Here is a 15267-nt window from a genome sequence, read left to right on the forward strand (position 1 = left end):
CGTGGGGTGACATCCCAGAGCAACAGGTTGCCAGTCGGCGCCCTGATAGTCCTTGCCGCCATCGGCTTCACCGCCATCACCACCGAACTCCTGCCCTCCGGCCTGCTGCCCCAGATCAGCGCCGACTTCCGGGTCTCCGAGGCGACCGCCGGGTACCTGACGGCGGGCTACGCGGCAATCATCGTGGTCACCGTAATCCCCTTGTCGCTGCTGCTGTCACGGGTCCCGCGGCACTACCTGCTCATCGCCTTAATACTGTTCTTCGCGGCCAGCAACGCGCTGGTGGCCATCGTGTCCGATTTCGGTGCCGCCATGGGTTCACGGGTGGTGGGCGGCATCGCGCACGGCCTGCTGTGGTCCGCCATGGCCCCGTTTGTGGCACGGATCGTCCCCGCCCACAAAGTGGGCAAGGCGCTGGCCATCGTGTTCAGCGGCAACAGCCTGGGACTGGCCATCGGCGCCCCGGTGGGCACCGCACTGGGCAACATCGTCGGCTGGCGCGCGGCGTTCCTGGTCCTGGCCGCCTCGGGGGTGCTGCTGGCGCTCCTTGCCGTCTGGCTGCTTCCCCCGATACGGCGCATCCCCGACGCTCCCCACCCGTCCCTTCGCAAAGCGATCGGCCAGCCGGGAGTGAAGGCAGTCGCAGTTGGCTGGCCCCTGATGCTTATGGCGCATTTCGCGTTGTTCACCTACATTGCGCCGTTCCTGCGCGAGGTCCGGCTGCCTGACCTCAGCATCCCGCTGTCCATCAGTGTTCTTGGTGTTGCCGGGCTGGTGGGCATCTGGATCGCCGGCACCACCGTGGATTCCCGGCCGCGGCGCTGGCTCCTGATCACCGTCGCCGGCGTCGTGGTGTCCCTGGCCCTGCTTCCGCTGGTGGGAAGCGTCCTGCCGGTCTTGGCGCTGCCGGTCACGCTAATCCTGATGTTGGTCTGGGGCACGGGCGTCGGCGCGATGGGGATTTACAACCAGTCCGCCATCCTCCGGGCCGGCGGCGAGTACAGGGACGCCGCTAACGGACTCACGGTACTGACCATCCAGATCGGGATCATGATCGGTGCGATGTTCGGCGCCGCCGCCCTCACTATCGCGGGGCCGCTCCTGATCCCGATCGCCGCCGCCATTCCCGCCGTCGCCGCGTTTGTGCTGATCCTCGCCGGACGGCGGCACGCCTACCCGCCGGGGCCGAAAGAACACCACGCCGCCTTGGCAGAAGCCACGTCCCCATAGCCTCCCGCCCGGGGCTGGCGGGAGCCTCTCCGCGGGCGCTGTCAGCGGGCCCTCTCAGCGGGCCCTGAAATCCCGGAACGATCCGTCGGCAGCGGAGATGGACTCCTCCACCCGTTCCACCCGGCCGGGGGCGTTCTCCGACCTCAGCCAGTCCAGGAGCTTTTGGACTTGCTGCTCCGGCCCTTCGGCCACGATGGACACCGAGCCGTCGTCGAGGTTCCTCACCACGCCCTTGAGTGCCAGTTCGTCGGCCTTGCCCATCGTCCAGAAACGGAATCCGACCCCCTGCACCACGCCAAAGACGCGGGCAGAGAGCCGGATATCGCCGTTCTCCCGGCTAGGGTTATCGCCGCCGGAGTCATCCAGGCGCCCGGAAAAACTCATGGCAGTCAGGACTGCTTTACCAGCGCAGCTTCGACGTTGATCTTCACCTTGTCGCTCACCAGCAGGCCACCGGCTTCCAAGGCAGCATTCCAGGTCAGGCCGAACTCCTTGCGGCTGATGTCGCACTCCGCGGAGAAACCTGCGCGGGTGGCACCAAACGGGTCCACGGCTACGCCGGTGAACTCGACCTCCAGCTCCACCGGCTTGGTGATTCCGCGGATGGTGAGATCGCCCGTAAGCGTGTAGTCCTCGCCGTCGCCCTCCACCGAGGTGGCCCGGAACGTCATCTCGGGGTACTCCTCCACATCGAAGAAATCCGCCCCCTTCACGTGCCCGTCGCGGTTGGCGTCGCCGGAATCGAAGCTGGCCGTCTTGACTGTGGCGTGAAGCGAAGCCTCAGCGAGGGATGCGCCAACGCGGGCTTCGGCCGAGGCGTCCGTGAAACGCCCGCGGACCTTGCTGATGCCCGCGTGCCGGACAGTGAAGCCGATTTCGCTGTGCGACATGTCCAGGGTCCAGACGCCTGATGTCAGGCCTGAAGGTAGGGTCACTTTGCAACTCCTTTGTGGGAAACAGAGGTGTGGAAACCGGCCAGGACGACCGGTTTCCACACTGCTTCACTCCGCAGTTTTTGTCCAGGTACTGACCCCAAATCCGCACCCATCGGCCATTATCTGACGAAACTCCGGGGGCTAGGCGGGGGCAGGTGTGGCCTGGAACGGAACTGGTGGGGCGGGCCCGGTCAGTTGATGGTGATGTCCCGCGTGCGGTGGTCGTAGCGGATGGTGACCGTTCCGCCGTCGTGGTGGAGTTCGTGGTTGGGGCCATCGAACGTGCCGAACGCGCCGTAGTTCACGTCCCACGAGCGGTTCAGGGCGATCTTGAAGGTGTAAGAGCCAGCGGGCAGGTCGGCGCTGATCTTCCACAGCTGGTCCAGGGCATCGAGCGTCAGCTGGGCCTCGTCGTACTGCGGGGCCCAGTTTTCCGGCGCGCCCAGGATGGTGTTGAAGTCGCCGGCCACCGCCACGGCCTCAGGCTGCGGGAAAGTCTCCACAGCAGACGCTTCTGCCTTTGCCTTAGGCGCTGCTTGGGGCGCAGCTTTAGCCTGTGCCTTGCGCGAGCGGACTGCCTTGACCACGGGCTCCACAACGTCCTCGATGGCCTTGGCTGCCTTCTCGACGGCGTCGGCGGCCTTCTTAGCAGGAGTCCGCTTCGCCGGAGCCTTCTTGGCGGGAGCCGTCTTGACTGCCGGTGCCGGCGGAATGGCGACATTGGCTGGAACCGGAGTGCCGGCGTCGAGCGCTGCCGCGAAGGAATCCGCATCGGGGAAGGCGACCGTGGCGCGCATGCCGTCCTCGGTGATGGTCCAGCCGGAACGGCCCTTGATCAGCCAGCCGGCCTTGACCAGCTTGGCCGTGGCGGACGTAAGCGTCTTGTGTCCACGCGGAATGCCGCCGCTGAGCAGCGCCGCCTCGTGATCACTGAACGGCACGCGCGCGGTGGCTTCCGCCAGGACCTCGCCGGCATTGAGTGAATCGCCGGACCATACGCCTTCGGTCAGGACGTGCAGCACGGTCTTGAGTCGGACGTCGGTGTTATCTGCGATGGACTTGGCCATGATTCCCCTTGCATAATGCGATCTGTCACTAGGCATCCTGCCAACAGCATGTTAATCGCGCGACTTGAAATGGTTAACTCTGCGTGTCGTGACCGACTATGACGCGGATTACAGCAGAACTGAGGCAGGAGTCTCGGCTAGGGGGCTGATTCCTCAAACCTGGAGCGCAAATTCCGGGTATCGCCGGACCCTTCCCGGACGCGCCCGGGCACCAGTGTAGCGAGCAGGGACCCGCGGAGCTACCCGCCGTTCAGCTCGTCCAGAAGCTCGGCTTTGCGCTCCTCGGAGGCGAACGACGAATGGATGGAATTGGCCGCGAGCCGTGCCCTGTCGAAGTCTGAAAGGTCAAAAACGGCCTTCAGCTGGGAAAAGTTGTCGTCCACGTACCCACCGAAATAGGCCGGGTCATCCGAGTTCACGGAGACGTTGAGCCCGGCGGCGAGCATGGCCGGCAACGGGTGGTCCGCCAGGGCGTCCACTGCACGCAGCCGGACGTTCGAGAGCGGGCAGACCGTCAGCGGAACCCGGTCTTCCACCAGCCGCTCGACCAGCTCGGGGTCCTCCATGCAGCGGATGCCATGGTCAATCCGTTCCACTCCCAGGATGTCCAGCGCTTCGATAATGTACGACGCCGGCCCCTCCTCGCCTGCGTGGGCGGTCAGCCGCAGGCCCGCTTCGCGGGCTTTGGCGAACAGCCGCTCAAACTTGGCCGGCGGGTTGCCCACCTCGGCCGAATCCAGGCCGATGGCTGCGATGGGGGCGTTCATGGCCAGCAGGCCGTCCAGGACTTCCAGCGCGGATTCCTCCGGCAGGTCCCGCAGGAACGCGGCGATCAGGAGGGTGGACATACCGAAGTCTTCCTGGGAGGTGGCCAGGGCCGACGCCACCCCGTTGACGCAGGTTTCCAGGCTGATGCCGCGCGACAGGTGGGCCTGAGGGTCCATCATGATCTCTGCGTGCCGGACCCCCGCGGCGGCGGCGCGGGCCAGATAGGCGCGGGTCATGTCGGCGAAGTCCTGCTCGGTCTGCAGCACCGCCATGTTGGCGTAGTACAGGTCCAGGAAGGACTGCAGGTCAGTGAACTCGTACAATCCCCGGAGCTCCTCCAGGCCGGAGTACGGAAGAGTGATGCCGTTGCGCTCGGCCAGTTCGAGGATCAGCTCCGGCTGCAGCGTGCCCTCAATGTGCAGGTGCAGCTCTGCGACGGGCAGGAACCGCGCCGCTTCGGTCTCGGGCAGATCCGTCTCCGAAGGTTCCACCCCTGGAACTTCCGTCTCGGGCACTTTCGTACCCGGTGGTTCCGTCTGTGGCAGCGGATCGGCTGCAGTGTCCCGGTTGTTGTCCATCTGGTCAGGATATCGCCCGCCGGCCGGTTCGCGGCTAGAATCGGATCGATGCGCAACCCTAAGCAGGCTGAGGATCTTTCCCTTCCCGCACCCGGCCATCTGGCGGACGGCTTCGTCCGCGTCCGGGGCGCGCGGGAGAACAATCTGCGGAACGTGGACGTCGATGTGCCCCGCGACTCCATCGTGGCTTTCACAGGGGTGTCCGGCTCGGGAAAGTCGTCACTGGCTTTCGGCACCATCTACGCCGAAGCCCAGCGCCGTTACTTCGAATCCGTGGCCCCTTACGCACGCCGTCTCATCCAGCAGGGCCATAATCCCAAGGTGGAGATGATCTCCGGGTTGCCTCCCGCCGTCGCCCTTCAGCAGCGCCGCGGCGCACCCAGCAACCGCTCCACCGTGGGCACGGTGACCACGCTCTCCAATTCGCTCCGCATGCTGTTTTCGCGGGCGGGCACTTACCCGGTCGGCGCCGATCAGCTGGACTCCGATGCGTTTTCGCCGAATACAGCGGCGGGCGCCTGCCCTGAATGCCACGGGCTAGGGGTCGCGCACACCGTCAGCGAGGAATCCCTGGTCCCGGACCCCGCGTTGACCATCCGAGAAGGTGCCATCGCGGCGTGGCCGGGCGCCTGGCAAGGCAAGAACCTCCGCGACATCCTCAGCCACCTGGGCTACGACGTGGACGTGCCTTGGCGGAAGCTGCCCAGGAAGCAGCGCGACTGGATTCTGTTCACAGACGAACAGCCCGTCGTGGAAGTCACGCCCGAGCGGGACCGCGTAGCCAAGCCGTACAAGGGTCGCTTCTGGAGCGCCAAAAGCTACGTCCTGCACACCCTCGCGGACTCCCAGAGCGCCGCCATGCGCGAGCGCGTCCTGGCGTTTATGGAGTCCGGCCCCTGTCCGCCCTGCGGCGGCACCGGGCTCCGGCCCGAAGCCCTTGCGGTGTCCTTCGCCGGCCGCCACATCGCCGACCTCAACGCCGCACCGATGGCGGAGCTGGCCGAAATCATCCGCCCCACCGCCGGGCTCAAGGAAGCCGGAACCGCGTCACGCCGGCAGTCCTCCGGCGAGGAAAACGAGGTGGCAGTGGCCATCACCGCCGACCTCCTGCAACGCATCACCGTGCTCCTGGATCTGGGCCTCGGATACTTGGCGCTGGGCCGCGCCACCCCCACCCTCTCCCCCGGCGAGATGCAGCGGCTCCGGATCGCCACCCAGCTCAGGTCGGGACTGTTCGGAGTGATATATGTGCTCGACGAACCGTCCGCCGGTCTCCATCCGGCCGACGCCGAACCGCTCCTGGCGGTACTGGACCAGCTCAAGGCCTCCGGCAACTCGGTGTTCGTGGTGGAACACAATATGGACGTGGTCCGCCGGGCCGACTGGCTGGTGGATGTGGGGCCCCGCGCCGGGGAAGCCGGCGGCAAGGTCCTCTACAGCGGGCCGGTTGCCGGGCTCGCGGCCATCGAGGCGTCGGCCACCCGGCCCTTCCTGTTCGACGACGGCGGGGCGCGCGGCGGCGGAGGGTCCAGCGGGCCCGACGGCGGGACATCCGATGGCGGCACGGCACCTCGTGCAGGCCAGACCCGGGAGCCCGACGGATGGCTGGAGCTCGCGGGGATTAGCCGGCACAACCTCAAGGACTTGGATGCGCGGTTCCCGCTGGGCGTTCTGACGGCAGTGACAGGGGTGTCCGGCTCCGGCAAGTCCACCTTGGTGACGCATGTCCTCGGGGAAGTTGTGGGATCCGGGCTGAAGAATCACCAGGCTCCGCAGCTGGCCGAACCTGATGATGATGATGCGGGCCCGGCCACGGCCTTGTCTGTGGGACCGGTGAGTGGCGCGGAACGGATCGACAGGCTGGTCACGGTGGACCAGAAACCTATCGGGCGAACCCCCCGCTCCAACCTCGCCACCTACACAGGCCTGTTCGACGCGGTGCGCAAGGAATTCGCGGCCACGGAGCAGGCCAGGGTACGCGGGTTCGGCGCCGGGCGGTTCTCCTTCAACGTGGCCGGAGGCCGCTGCGAAACCTGCCAGGGCGAAGGCTTTGTGGCGGTTGAACTGCTCTTCCTCCCGGGCAGCTACGGGCCGTGCCCTGAGTGCGACGGGTCCCGCTACAACCCCGAGACCTTGGAGGTGACGTACCGGGGCAAGAATGTGGCGGAAGTGCTGCGCCTGACGGTCGATGCGGCCACCGGGTTCCTGGCCGACATTCCGGCCGCGACCCGCAGCCTGAAGAGCCTCGGGAATGTGGGCCTGGGCTACCTCCGGCTGGGCCAGCCCGCCACGGAGCTTTCCGGCGGCGAGGCCCAGCGCATCAAGCTGGCCACCGAGCTTCAGCGTGCCCAGCGGGGACATACCCTCTACCTCCTGGACGAGCCAACCACCGGGCTCCACCCCTCCGACGTTGAAGTCCTGATGGCCCAGCTCCATGGCCTGGTGGACAGCGGCAACACCGTGGTGGTGGTGGAACACGAAATGGCCGTTGTGGCGGCGGCGGACTGGGTCATTGACCTGGGCCCCTCGGGCGGGGACGCAGGCGGCCGGATTGTCGCGGCCGGAACCGCCGCCGACGTCGCGAGTTCCACCGCCAGCCGCACCGCGCCCTACCTGGCGGCTGCGCTTCCCCAGCTGGTCGTCAGCGAACCACCAGAAATCATCTCGGTTTGATAACGGACCGGCGATGTCCTAGCGTGGAACGTAAGCCCGCCAAGCGGGCGAATGAATGCCCGGTGCTGCCTCCACCAGAACTGCCCGGCCGGCAGACACCGAAAATTGACCTCTAATCGTCAGGGGCGGGCAGTGGCGCGATAACCTCCGGGGACGGACCGAGCGCTGGTGGCCTTCAGGAGCATCACACTATGAAAAACACCACCATTTGTACTGCCGCACGCCGTGGCGTAGCCGTTGCCGCCATTTCGGCAGCCGGCCTTGCACTCTCCGTCACCGCAGCCAACGCGGCCACCGACGGCTCAACCTGGGATTCACTGGCGCAGTGTGAAAGCGGCGGAAACTGGGCCACGAACACCGGCAACGGCTACTCGGGCGGCCTGCAGTTCAGCGCCAGCACCTGGGCTGCCTACGGCGGCACCGGTTCCGCGGCCGACGCCAGCCGCGAGCAGCAGATCGCCGTGGCCGAACAGGTCCAGGCATCGCAGGGCTGGGGAGCCTGGCCGTCCTGCGCCGCGGAGCTTGGCCTGAGCAGTGGAGGGGGCACGACGGCGGTGACTCCCCAGAGCGTGCCGGTCCAGAGCGCGCCCGTCCAGGCACCGATGGAGAGTACTCCGGTCCATGCGCCGGCGGAGCAGGCCCCTGCCGTGCCGGCCGCGACTGATGCCGTGACCGCTCCGCAGCACGCGGCGCCCGTGGAGTTGAGTGGCGAGACCTACACTCTTGAGCCCGGCGATACCCTGAGCACGGTCGCCGACAAGCTTGGCGTTGAGGGCGGCTGGCAGAGCCTGGCGGACGCCAACCTTGACACCATTGCCAACCCGGACCTCGTGTTCTCCGGGCAGGTCCTCCAGCTTCCCGCCTAAGCTTCAACACTTTCCGTGGGAACCGCCCTTTTCCCCAAGAACGACGGCCCGCGGAGACAACAAAGCCCGGCAGCAACAACCCCGGGAAACAACGACGCCGGAGCGCCCCTCACAGGGGAGCTCCGGCGTCGTCCGTTGTTGTGTGCTGAATGACTGGCAGGCGCCTGACCTTCCTGCCCGCCTGTCCGCGATCCTGCCCGCTTAGGCTGCTGCTTTGGCCACGGCCGGAATCTCGCGGATAATGCGAACCTTCCACGCGGCGTCGTCGGTGGTGTCCAGCAAGGCGACCGTGCCGTGGGCGAGGTTCAGCGCCACACGCTTAGCAGCCAGCAGCTCAAGGTAGAGGTGCTCGTTCATGCGGCTGGGGGTGTCGATCATGAACTTCACGGCGTCACGGACCTTGCGGTAGTTGGCGCTCCGTTCGCGGTGGAGGTGCAGTTCCAGCATCTGGCGCTGGCGTATTTTGGGCTCGTGCTTGTTCAGCCAGGAGACGGCAAGATGCACGCCAATCACCAACGCGAGGGAAACGGCGTAGATCCACCAGCCGCTAGACATAAGGAACAGGGGCAGGTTGCCGATGGCCACCAGCGCGATCACGATCCGCAGCGCGACGATCCGGCGAAGGGTCAGTGCCACGGAGGCCATGGCCGCACGAAAACCGTGCTGCTCTGTCCGCGCCGCGGCCGGGTCAAGGGTAAATTCATCAAGGACCAGGATGCCTTTGGCCTCCGGATCGAGCATCTGCCCGAATTTGGGCACAAAAAGCTGCGTTGTACCGGCGGTCGCTTCAGGTGAAATTGTCATAAGAGGACTTCCAGGACGGTGGGGCGTTTCGGTGATCTTAGTGCTTAGAGGCACCCGCTGTATGTATCGGTCCACTATGTGAACTATTCCGCGGCGACGCCACGCCTAAGGGCGCTGCCACCGGAACGCGTGCGTGTGGCGCCGGGCACTGCAATTGGCACATCCGCCGCATGCCGTCAGACTGAAGGGATGCAAACCTTCCTTCCGTATCCCGATTTCCGGCAGAGCGCCGCAGCACTGGACACCGCCAGGCTTGGCAAGCAGCGCGTCGAGGCGCTGCAGACCCTCCGGGCTCTGGTGATTCCCGAGTACGGCTGGCTGGACCACCCGGCCGTCCGCATGTGGATGGGCCACGTTCCGGCGCTCACCATGTACGGCCTGGCGATGGTGGACGAATGGACCACCCGCGGCCATGAAGACAACACTCGCGCCAGCATCACCGAGTTCGCGCCCCAAGCTGCGCACCCGGATTACGCGGCCAAAATCCCGCTGCCGGAGTGGCTCGGAAATCCTGATTTCCACCTGAGCCACCGCGCGAAGCTGCTCCGCAAGGAACCAAAGTTCTACAAGACGGTGTTCCCCGACGCTGACTTGGACCTGGACTTCATTTGGCCTGAGCCCAAGCACGAGTTCTACCCGGCAGAACCCGAGGGCGACATCCTCTGGATCCTCCGCGACCCGCACGCCGAAATAGATCCGCAGACGCTGGATACCGTGGCGCTGCCGCCGATCCGCCGCGGCGGCGCTGTTGCACCCGCCGCCCCTGAGGACGGCTACTCCCCCGTATACGTCGACGACGGTTCCCGCCGCCCGTCCAAGCAGCCGCGCAAGCTGCCGCCCAAGCAGCTCGTGAAGAAGCCCACCCGGAAGCGCCAGGCGCAGGAGGAAGCTTTTGCTACCCTCCCCGGCAAAACCACCGTCGCGGTTTCGTTTGCGGACGGCAACAAGTTCGCCGTGGGACAGGTGCTTGGCCGTCCCATCACGCTCGACGACGGCCGGTTCGGCCGCACCTTCAGCGTCACCGACGTGATCGACCGGTCCGCATTCGATTACCCGGCCCTCCTGCAGGACCCCCGGGTGTTCTTCCCGGTTCCCGCTCCCTGAGTCCGTGACCATACTCCTGGCCGGCTGCGGCGACCTGGGCACTGAAGCGGGCCTGCGCTTCGCCGCGGCAGGGCAGCGGGTGGTGGGCTGGCGCCGTTCGCCCGAAAAACTGCCCTCTGCGATCGAAGGCGTGGCGGCGGACCTGGGCTCTACGGATCTGCCCACTGTCCCGGCGGACACGGCCGCTGTCGTCGTTGCCGTTGCGGCTGACTCACCCACGGAAGCGGCCTACCGTGCCGCCTATGTGGACGGGCTTGCGCACGTTCTGGACGCCTTGGAACGCGACGGCGTGACGCCGCGGCGCGTGCTTTTTGTGTCCTCCACCGCTGTCTACGGCGACGCTGGTGGTGGCTGGGTTGATGAGAGTACGACGGCGGCACCTGGCGGTTTTTCCGGACGTATCCTCCTCGAGGCGGAGGAACTCCTGGTGTCGCGGTTGCGCGGCACTGGTACTTCTCCCGTTGTGCTGCGGCTGGGCGGTATTTACGGTCCGGGCCGGACCAGGCTGATCGACCAGGTCCGCGACGGGACTGCCGAGCTTCCCGACGAGCCACGTTTCACCAACCGGATCCACCGGGACGACGCCGCTGCGGCGATAGTCCACCTGGCCTGCATGGAAGCTACGCCTGCGCCGGTATATGTCGGTGTGGACAACTCTCCCGCTGACCTTGGGGATGTGCTGCGGTTCCTGGCTGCCGAAATGGGCTATCCGGAACCGCCTGTCGGTCGGGCCAGCGAGGCCCGCGGCGGCAACAAACGCTGCAGCAACGCTTTGCTCCGTGGGACCGGGCTCGAGTTCACCTACCCGACGTTCCGTGAAGGTTACCGGGCAGTTCTGGCGCGGACCGGAGTCCGCCACCCCTAACCCCGGGCGCGAACGGACACTTAAGGCCCTGAACTGAAGGGACCGTCTGGAAGCTCGGATCGTTGCTTCGCAGAGTTATGCACGTAGCCATTCATCCACGCCGTTTTTGTCAGACCCTACTGCGACCCTTTAAGTATGGATAGCAGAGCAGCTGTGGAGACGGCGGAGGCCCTTTCGGCGTCCTTCGCTGAGCTTGCTGTTGTGATACGTGAAGCTGCCGAAGCCTCGGGTCCGTGTGCTGATCCGCTTCGCCGTAAAGCCGATATTGCCTTGAAAACTTTGGCCGCCGTCGCCCGCGCGGATGCAAAAATGGCGGCTCTGAAAGTCCATGCGGCCGCCGACTATGCCGACTCTGCCAGCGAAATGGCGGCCCCGGCAGAGTCGCCGCAGGACCACACCGGACAGGAGATGGCGGTGGTCGCTGAGATCGCATGTGTGCTGACGGTAAGCGAACGCACCGCGGCTGCCCTGCTCGCGGAAGCCTATGAGCTCACCACCTCACTGCCGCTGACGATGTCCGCGCTGCAGGCGGGGCAGATTTCGTGGCAGCACGCGAGGGTCATGGTCGACGAAACCGTGAACCTGGACCCTGACGGCGCCCAAGCCCTCGAGGCGCACTTCCTGGACCCGGACGTCGCAAATCCGGCACGTGGGTGCCCGGCGGGTGAGCTCATCCCCGGGAGGTTTCGGCACAAGGCCCGTACGTGGCGGGAGCGGCATCATCCGGTCAGCGTCGAAAAACGCCACACCCGGAGCGCGGCGGACCGGCGGTTGGAGTATGCCCCGGATCGAGACGGTATGGCCTGGCTCTCCGCGTACCTCCCTGCCGATCAAGCCGCGGGGATCTGGGACCGCACCACCACCGCCGCCCGAGCGCTCCAAGGACCTCATGAGGACCGGACCCTCAGCCAGCTCCGCGCCGACATCACCGCCACCTGGCTCATCGGCGGCACAGGTGATGCAGCCAATAGCAACGACGTCACCATGAGCGGGGGTGTTCCGTCGCCGCGGGCGCAGGTGTTGATCACGGTCCCCGCACTCTCGCTTTTAGGTGCCACAGATGAACCGGCCACCCTGGACGGGTACGGGCCGATCCCGCCGTCCATGGCCCGGCGTCTCGTAGCCGACGGTGCCGAGTCGTTCCACCGTGTCCTCATCGACCCGCGGGACGGGGCTCCGCTGGAAATCGGGCGGACCAGCTACCGGGTCACGAAAGCACAACGCCAATGGCTCAGGCTTCGCGACGGGAAGTGTCCGTTCCCGGGCAGCAGCAACCACTCTCTGGACAACGAAGCGGACCACCTCCTCGCTTGGGGCAAGGGCGGCAGCACCAGCATCAGCAATCTAGGCCAGCCCTGTCCCAAACACCACAGACTCAGGCACACCACTGCCTGGAAACCCACCACAGCCACAAAGAACAAACCACCCGGCTGGACATCACCCACGGGACGGCGCTACCCCAGCGAACACCCCGACTGGGAACCACCCCACTGGCCAGACCACCTTCAGGCAATGGCCGAACATACGGCCAAGAATATGGCCGAACATCCTGACCCCGCGATGCCCGGACCGAGACCTGTCCAAACACCGTGAGCTGGATCGTGACCTCGAAATGCGCGAAAGCTGCTGCTGCACTGCCGCTGTGTGACGGCGACCTCCCAGACCGGCCGCGCCAGAAGTCGCGTTCCCCGACTGAGCGCGCTTTATAGCCGTTACGGCCAACATGACCGTCTGACTGAACGAGTTACTCCGTGCGCGCGCCGATCAGCACCTGGCTATTTGCCGAGGCCAGCCTTACGGAGCGCCTCGGCCATAGCGGTGTTTGCGGGCGCCGGATTTGGCGTCGGCGGCCGGCCGCCCGAAGCCTTCGGATCGGGCTTCGAAGACGCATTCTTGTTCCCCGGGCGCGGCGCCCCGGATCCGCGCTGCCCACCCGAGTCGCGCCCACCCGAGTCGCGCCCACCGGAGTCTCGGCGCGCATCTGCCGGACGGCCCCCTGGAGGGCGTCCCCCAGCCGGACGACCGCTTTCAGCGCGGCCCCCAACTGACAGACCGCTTTCAGAACGCGTACCTTCCGAACGCCCGCCTGGCGCGCGCCCACCGGAAGGCGATGGCTCGTCGTCGAGCCTTAGCGTGAGCGAAATCCGTTTCCGCTCCGGATCGGCTTCCAGCACCTTCACGCGGACAACCTGCCCGGACTTCACCACCTCGCGGGGATCGGAGACAAAGCGGTTGGCCAGCGCAGACACGTGAACCAAGCCGTCCTGGTGCACTCCCACGTCCACGAAAGCGCCGAACGCGGCCACATTGGTGACCGTCCCCTCAAGCACCATGCCGGGCTTGAGGTCGGAGATCTTCTCGATGCCTTCGGAGAACGTCGCCGCGGCAAAAGCGGGTCGTGGATCGCGGCCGGGTTTGTCCAGCTCCGCCAGGATGTCCTGGACCGTGGGCAGGCCAAAGGTGCCGTCGACGAAAGCGCGGGGATCAAGGGACGACGCCGGCGCCGAGCCCGCGGCCACCAGGATTTTCCGGGCAATCGGATACGCCTCGGGGTGCACGCTCGATGCGTCCAGCGGTTCTGCTCCGCCGGTGATCCGCAGGAAGCCTGCGCACTGCTCAAACGCCTTCGCACCCAGACGGGGCACCTTCTTCAGTTCGCTGCGCTTGGCAAACGGTCCGTGTTCATTCCGGTACGCCACAATGTTCTCGCTTAGCAAAGGTCCGACGCCGGCCACACGGCTCAGCAGCGCGGGTGACGCTGTGTTCACGTCAACGCCCACAGCGTTCACGCAGTCTTCGACCACTGCGTCCAGGCTGCGGTCCAGCTTCGACGCCGTGACGTCGTGCTGGTACTGCCCCACGCCGATGGACTTGGGATCGATCTTCACCAGTTCCGCCAGCGGGTCCTGCAGCCGCCGCGCGATGGAGACGGCTCCGCGCAGGGAAACATCCATGCCCGGCAGCTCCGCCGAGGCCAACGCCGAGGCCGAGTAAACCGACGCTCCGGCCTCGGAAACCACCAGTTTCTGCGGTTTCGCCTCCGCGGCCGGCAATAGTTTGATCAGTTCCGCGGCAAGTTTGTCTGTCTCCCGGGACGCTGTTCCGTTGCCAATGGCCACCAGTTCAACGTTGTGCTTCCGGGCGAGCCGGACCAAGGTGGCGAGGGCCTCGTCCCACTTCCGGGCAGGCGCGTGCGGGTACACGGTGTCGGTGGCCACCACCTTGCCCGTGCCGTCCACGACGGCCACTTTCACGCCGGTCCGCAGTCCGGGGTCCAGCCCAAGAGTGGCTCGGTTTCCGGCGGGTGCGGCCAGGAGCACGTCGCGGAGGTTAGCGGCGAACACCCGGACAGCCTCATCCTCAGCGGACGTAAACAACCGTCCCCGGAGGTCGGCAGTCAGCCGGGCCAGCACCCGCGAGCGCCAGGCAAGCTGCGCGGTCTGGATCAGCCACGCGTCAGCAGGCCGGCCGCGGTCGGCGACCCCGAGGCACCTGGCCACGGCGGCTTCGTAGCGGGAACGCGCGGCGGCCAGGGCGTCGTCGTCGTTCGGATCCGCCTCGGCGAGATCCAGCTCCAGGACGCCGTCCTTCTCTCCACGCAACAGCGCAAGCACGCGGTGCGAGGGCATCCCGGTGGGCGCCTGGGCGAACTCAAAGTAATCGGCGAACTTCTGCCCGTCGGCCTCCTTGCCCTTCTTGACCCGCGACACCATCCGTCCCTGCGTCCACAGCCGCTCGCGGAGGGATGCGGCCAGGTCCGGATCCTGTGCAACCCGCTCGACAAGGATGGAACGGGCGCCGGCGAGCGCGGCGACCGCGTCATCAATGGAGTGTTCGGCGTTCAGGTACTTGGCAGCCTCGCGTTCCGGATCCAGGTCGGGCCGTTTCAGCAGCGCGTCGGCGAGGGGCTCCAGCCCGGCTTCACGGGCGATCTGGGCCTTGGTGCGGCGCTTGGACTTGAAGGGAAGGTAGATGTCCTCCAGCCGGGACTTGGTGTCCGCGGCCAGGATCGCGGCCTGCAGCTCGGGGGTCAGCTGCCCCTGCGCGGCAATCGCTTCGAGGACGGCACGACGGCGGTCCTCGAGTTCGCGGAGGTAGCGCAGGCGTTCATCGAGCTCGCGCAGCTGCGTGTCATCCAGCGTCCCGGTGGCTTCCTTGCGGTACCGGGCGATGAACGGAACGGTGGACCCGCCGTCGAGCAGGTCCACCGCGGCCTTGACCTGCCAGGTCTTCACGCCAAGCTCGGCGGCGATCTGGGTGTGGATGGCGCTGTCCGGAGTTGGGGCAGACATGCGGGCGGACGGGACGTGCGGGAGTTGGGTCACCTGAACATTTTGCCCTACGGGCCTGGTGGGTCTCCAGCGGCGCCCGCCAGGG

Annotated in this window: 12 protein-coding genes; 6 read left to right on the forward strand and 6 right to left on the reverse strand. The window is 66.6% G+C overall.

Annotated features, from left to right (window positions below; translation table 11 throughout):
- The first annotated feature begins 6 nt into the window (after nucleotides 1–6).
- Complete coding sequence (locus ACZYZ4_RS14410) at nucleotides 7–1230, forward strand: MFS transporter (RefSeq protein WP_463861942.1); 1224 nt, start codon at nucleotides 7–9, stop codon at nucleotides 1228–1230.
- 54 nt (nucleotides 1231–1284) lie between these two features.
- Here ACZYZ4_RS14410 and ACZYZ4_RS14415 read toward each other — a convergent pair whose 3' ends face one another.
- The 4 genes from ACZYZ4_RS14415 to ACZYZ4_RS14430 form a co-directional block, all read right to left on the reverse strand.
- Nucleotides 1285–1614 (reverse strand): acylphosphatase, encoded by a 330-nt coding sequence (locus ACZYZ4_RS14415; RefSeq protein ID WP_463861944.1) that lies wholly within the window; start codon nucleotides 1612–1614, stop codon nucleotides 1285–1287.
- Nucleotides 1615–1619: 5 nt separating this feature from the next.
- The gene (locus ACZYZ4_RS14420) at nucleotides 1620–2165 is read right to left on the reverse strand and encodes a YceI family protein (protein ID WP_463861946.1); all 546 of its coding nucleotides are present in this window, start codon (nucleotides 2163–2165) and stop codon (nucleotides 1620–1622) included.
- Nucleotides 2166–2356: 191 nt separating this feature from the next.
- Nucleotides 2357–3232, reverse strand: a complete 876-nt coding sequence (locus tag ACZYZ4_RS14425; RefSeq protein ID WP_463861948.1) for a pullulanase X25 domain-containing protein — start codon at nucleotides 3230–3232, stop codon at nucleotides 2357–2359.
- 239 nt (nucleotides 3233–3471) lie between these two features.
- Nucleotides 3472–4578 (reverse strand): adenosine deaminase, encoded by a 1107-nt coding sequence (locus tag ACZYZ4_RS14430; protein ID WP_463861949.1) that lies wholly within the window; start codon nucleotides 4576–4578, stop codon nucleotides 3472–3474.
- A 48-nt stretch (nucleotides 4579–4626) separates the two neighbouring features.
- On the opposite strand from ACZYZ4_RS14430, the gene ACZYZ4_RS14435 reads away from it, so the two are divergent.
- Both ACZYZ4_RS14435 and ACZYZ4_RS14440 read left to right on the forward strand, forming a co-directional pair.
- Nucleotides 4627–7251, forward strand: coding sequence for an excinuclease ABC subunit UvrA (locus ACZYZ4_RS14435; RefSeq protein ID WP_463861951.1), 2625 nt, complete (start codon nucleotides 4627–4629; stop codon nucleotides 7249–7251).
- A gap of 191 nt (nucleotides 7252–7442) precedes the next feature.
- The gene (locus ACZYZ4_RS14440) at nucleotides 7443–8117 is read left to right on the forward strand and encodes a transglycosylase family protein (RefSeq protein WP_463861953.1); all 675 of its coding nucleotides are present in this window, start codon (nucleotides 7443–7445) and stop codon (nucleotides 8115–8117) included.
- Nucleotides 8118–8318: 201 nt separating this feature from the next.
- Here the strand turns inward: ACZYZ4_RS14440 and ACZYZ4_RS14445 are convergent, their stop codons facing one another.
- Nucleotides 8319–8921 carry a hypothetical protein gene (locus tag ACZYZ4_RS14445; RefSeq protein ID WP_463861955.1) on the reverse strand — a complete coding sequence of 201 codons (603 nt, stop codon included), beginning with the start codon at nucleotides 8919–8921 and terminating at the stop codon, nucleotides 8319–8321.
- A gap of 189 nt (nucleotides 8922–9110) precedes the next feature.
- Here ACZYZ4_RS14445 and ACZYZ4_RS14450 point away from each other — a divergent pair, with 189 nt between their 5' ends.
- The 3 genes from ACZYZ4_RS14450 (at nucleotide 9111) to ACZYZ4_RS14460 (ending at nucleotide 12483) form a co-directional block, all read left to right on the forward strand.
- Complete coding sequence (locus ACZYZ4_RS14450) at nucleotides 9111–10025, forward strand: MSMEG_6728 family protein (RefSeq protein WP_463861957.1); 915 nt, start codon at nucleotides 9111–9113, stop codon at nucleotides 10023–10025.
- A gap of 4 nt (nucleotides 10026–10029) precedes the next feature.
- On the forward strand, nucleotides 10030–10890 hold the full coding sequence (locus ACZYZ4_RS14455; RefSeq protein WP_463861959.1) for an NAD-dependent epimerase/dehydratase family protein: 861 nt from the start codon (nucleotides 10030–10032) through the stop codon (nucleotides 10888–10890).
- Between the two features lie 135 nt (nucleotides 10891–11025).
- Complete coding sequence (locus tag ACZYZ4_RS14460; RefSeq protein ID WP_463861961.1) at nucleotides 11026–12483, forward strand: HNH endonuclease signature motif containing protein; 1458 nt, start codon at nucleotides 11026–11028, stop codon at nucleotides 12481–12483.
- Nucleotides 12484–12665: 182 nt separating this feature from the next.
- Here the strand turns inward: ACZYZ4_RS14460 and ACZYZ4_RS14465 are convergent, their stop codons facing one another.
- Nucleotides 12666–15182, reverse strand: a complete 2517-nt coding sequence (locus ACZYZ4_RS14465) for a Tex family protein (protein WP_463862015.1) — start codon at nucleotides 15180–15182, stop codon at nucleotides 12666–12668.
- Nucleotides 15183–15267: the final 85 nt, after the last annotated feature.

Source organism: Pseudarthrobacter adonitolis (assembly GCF_055412845.1).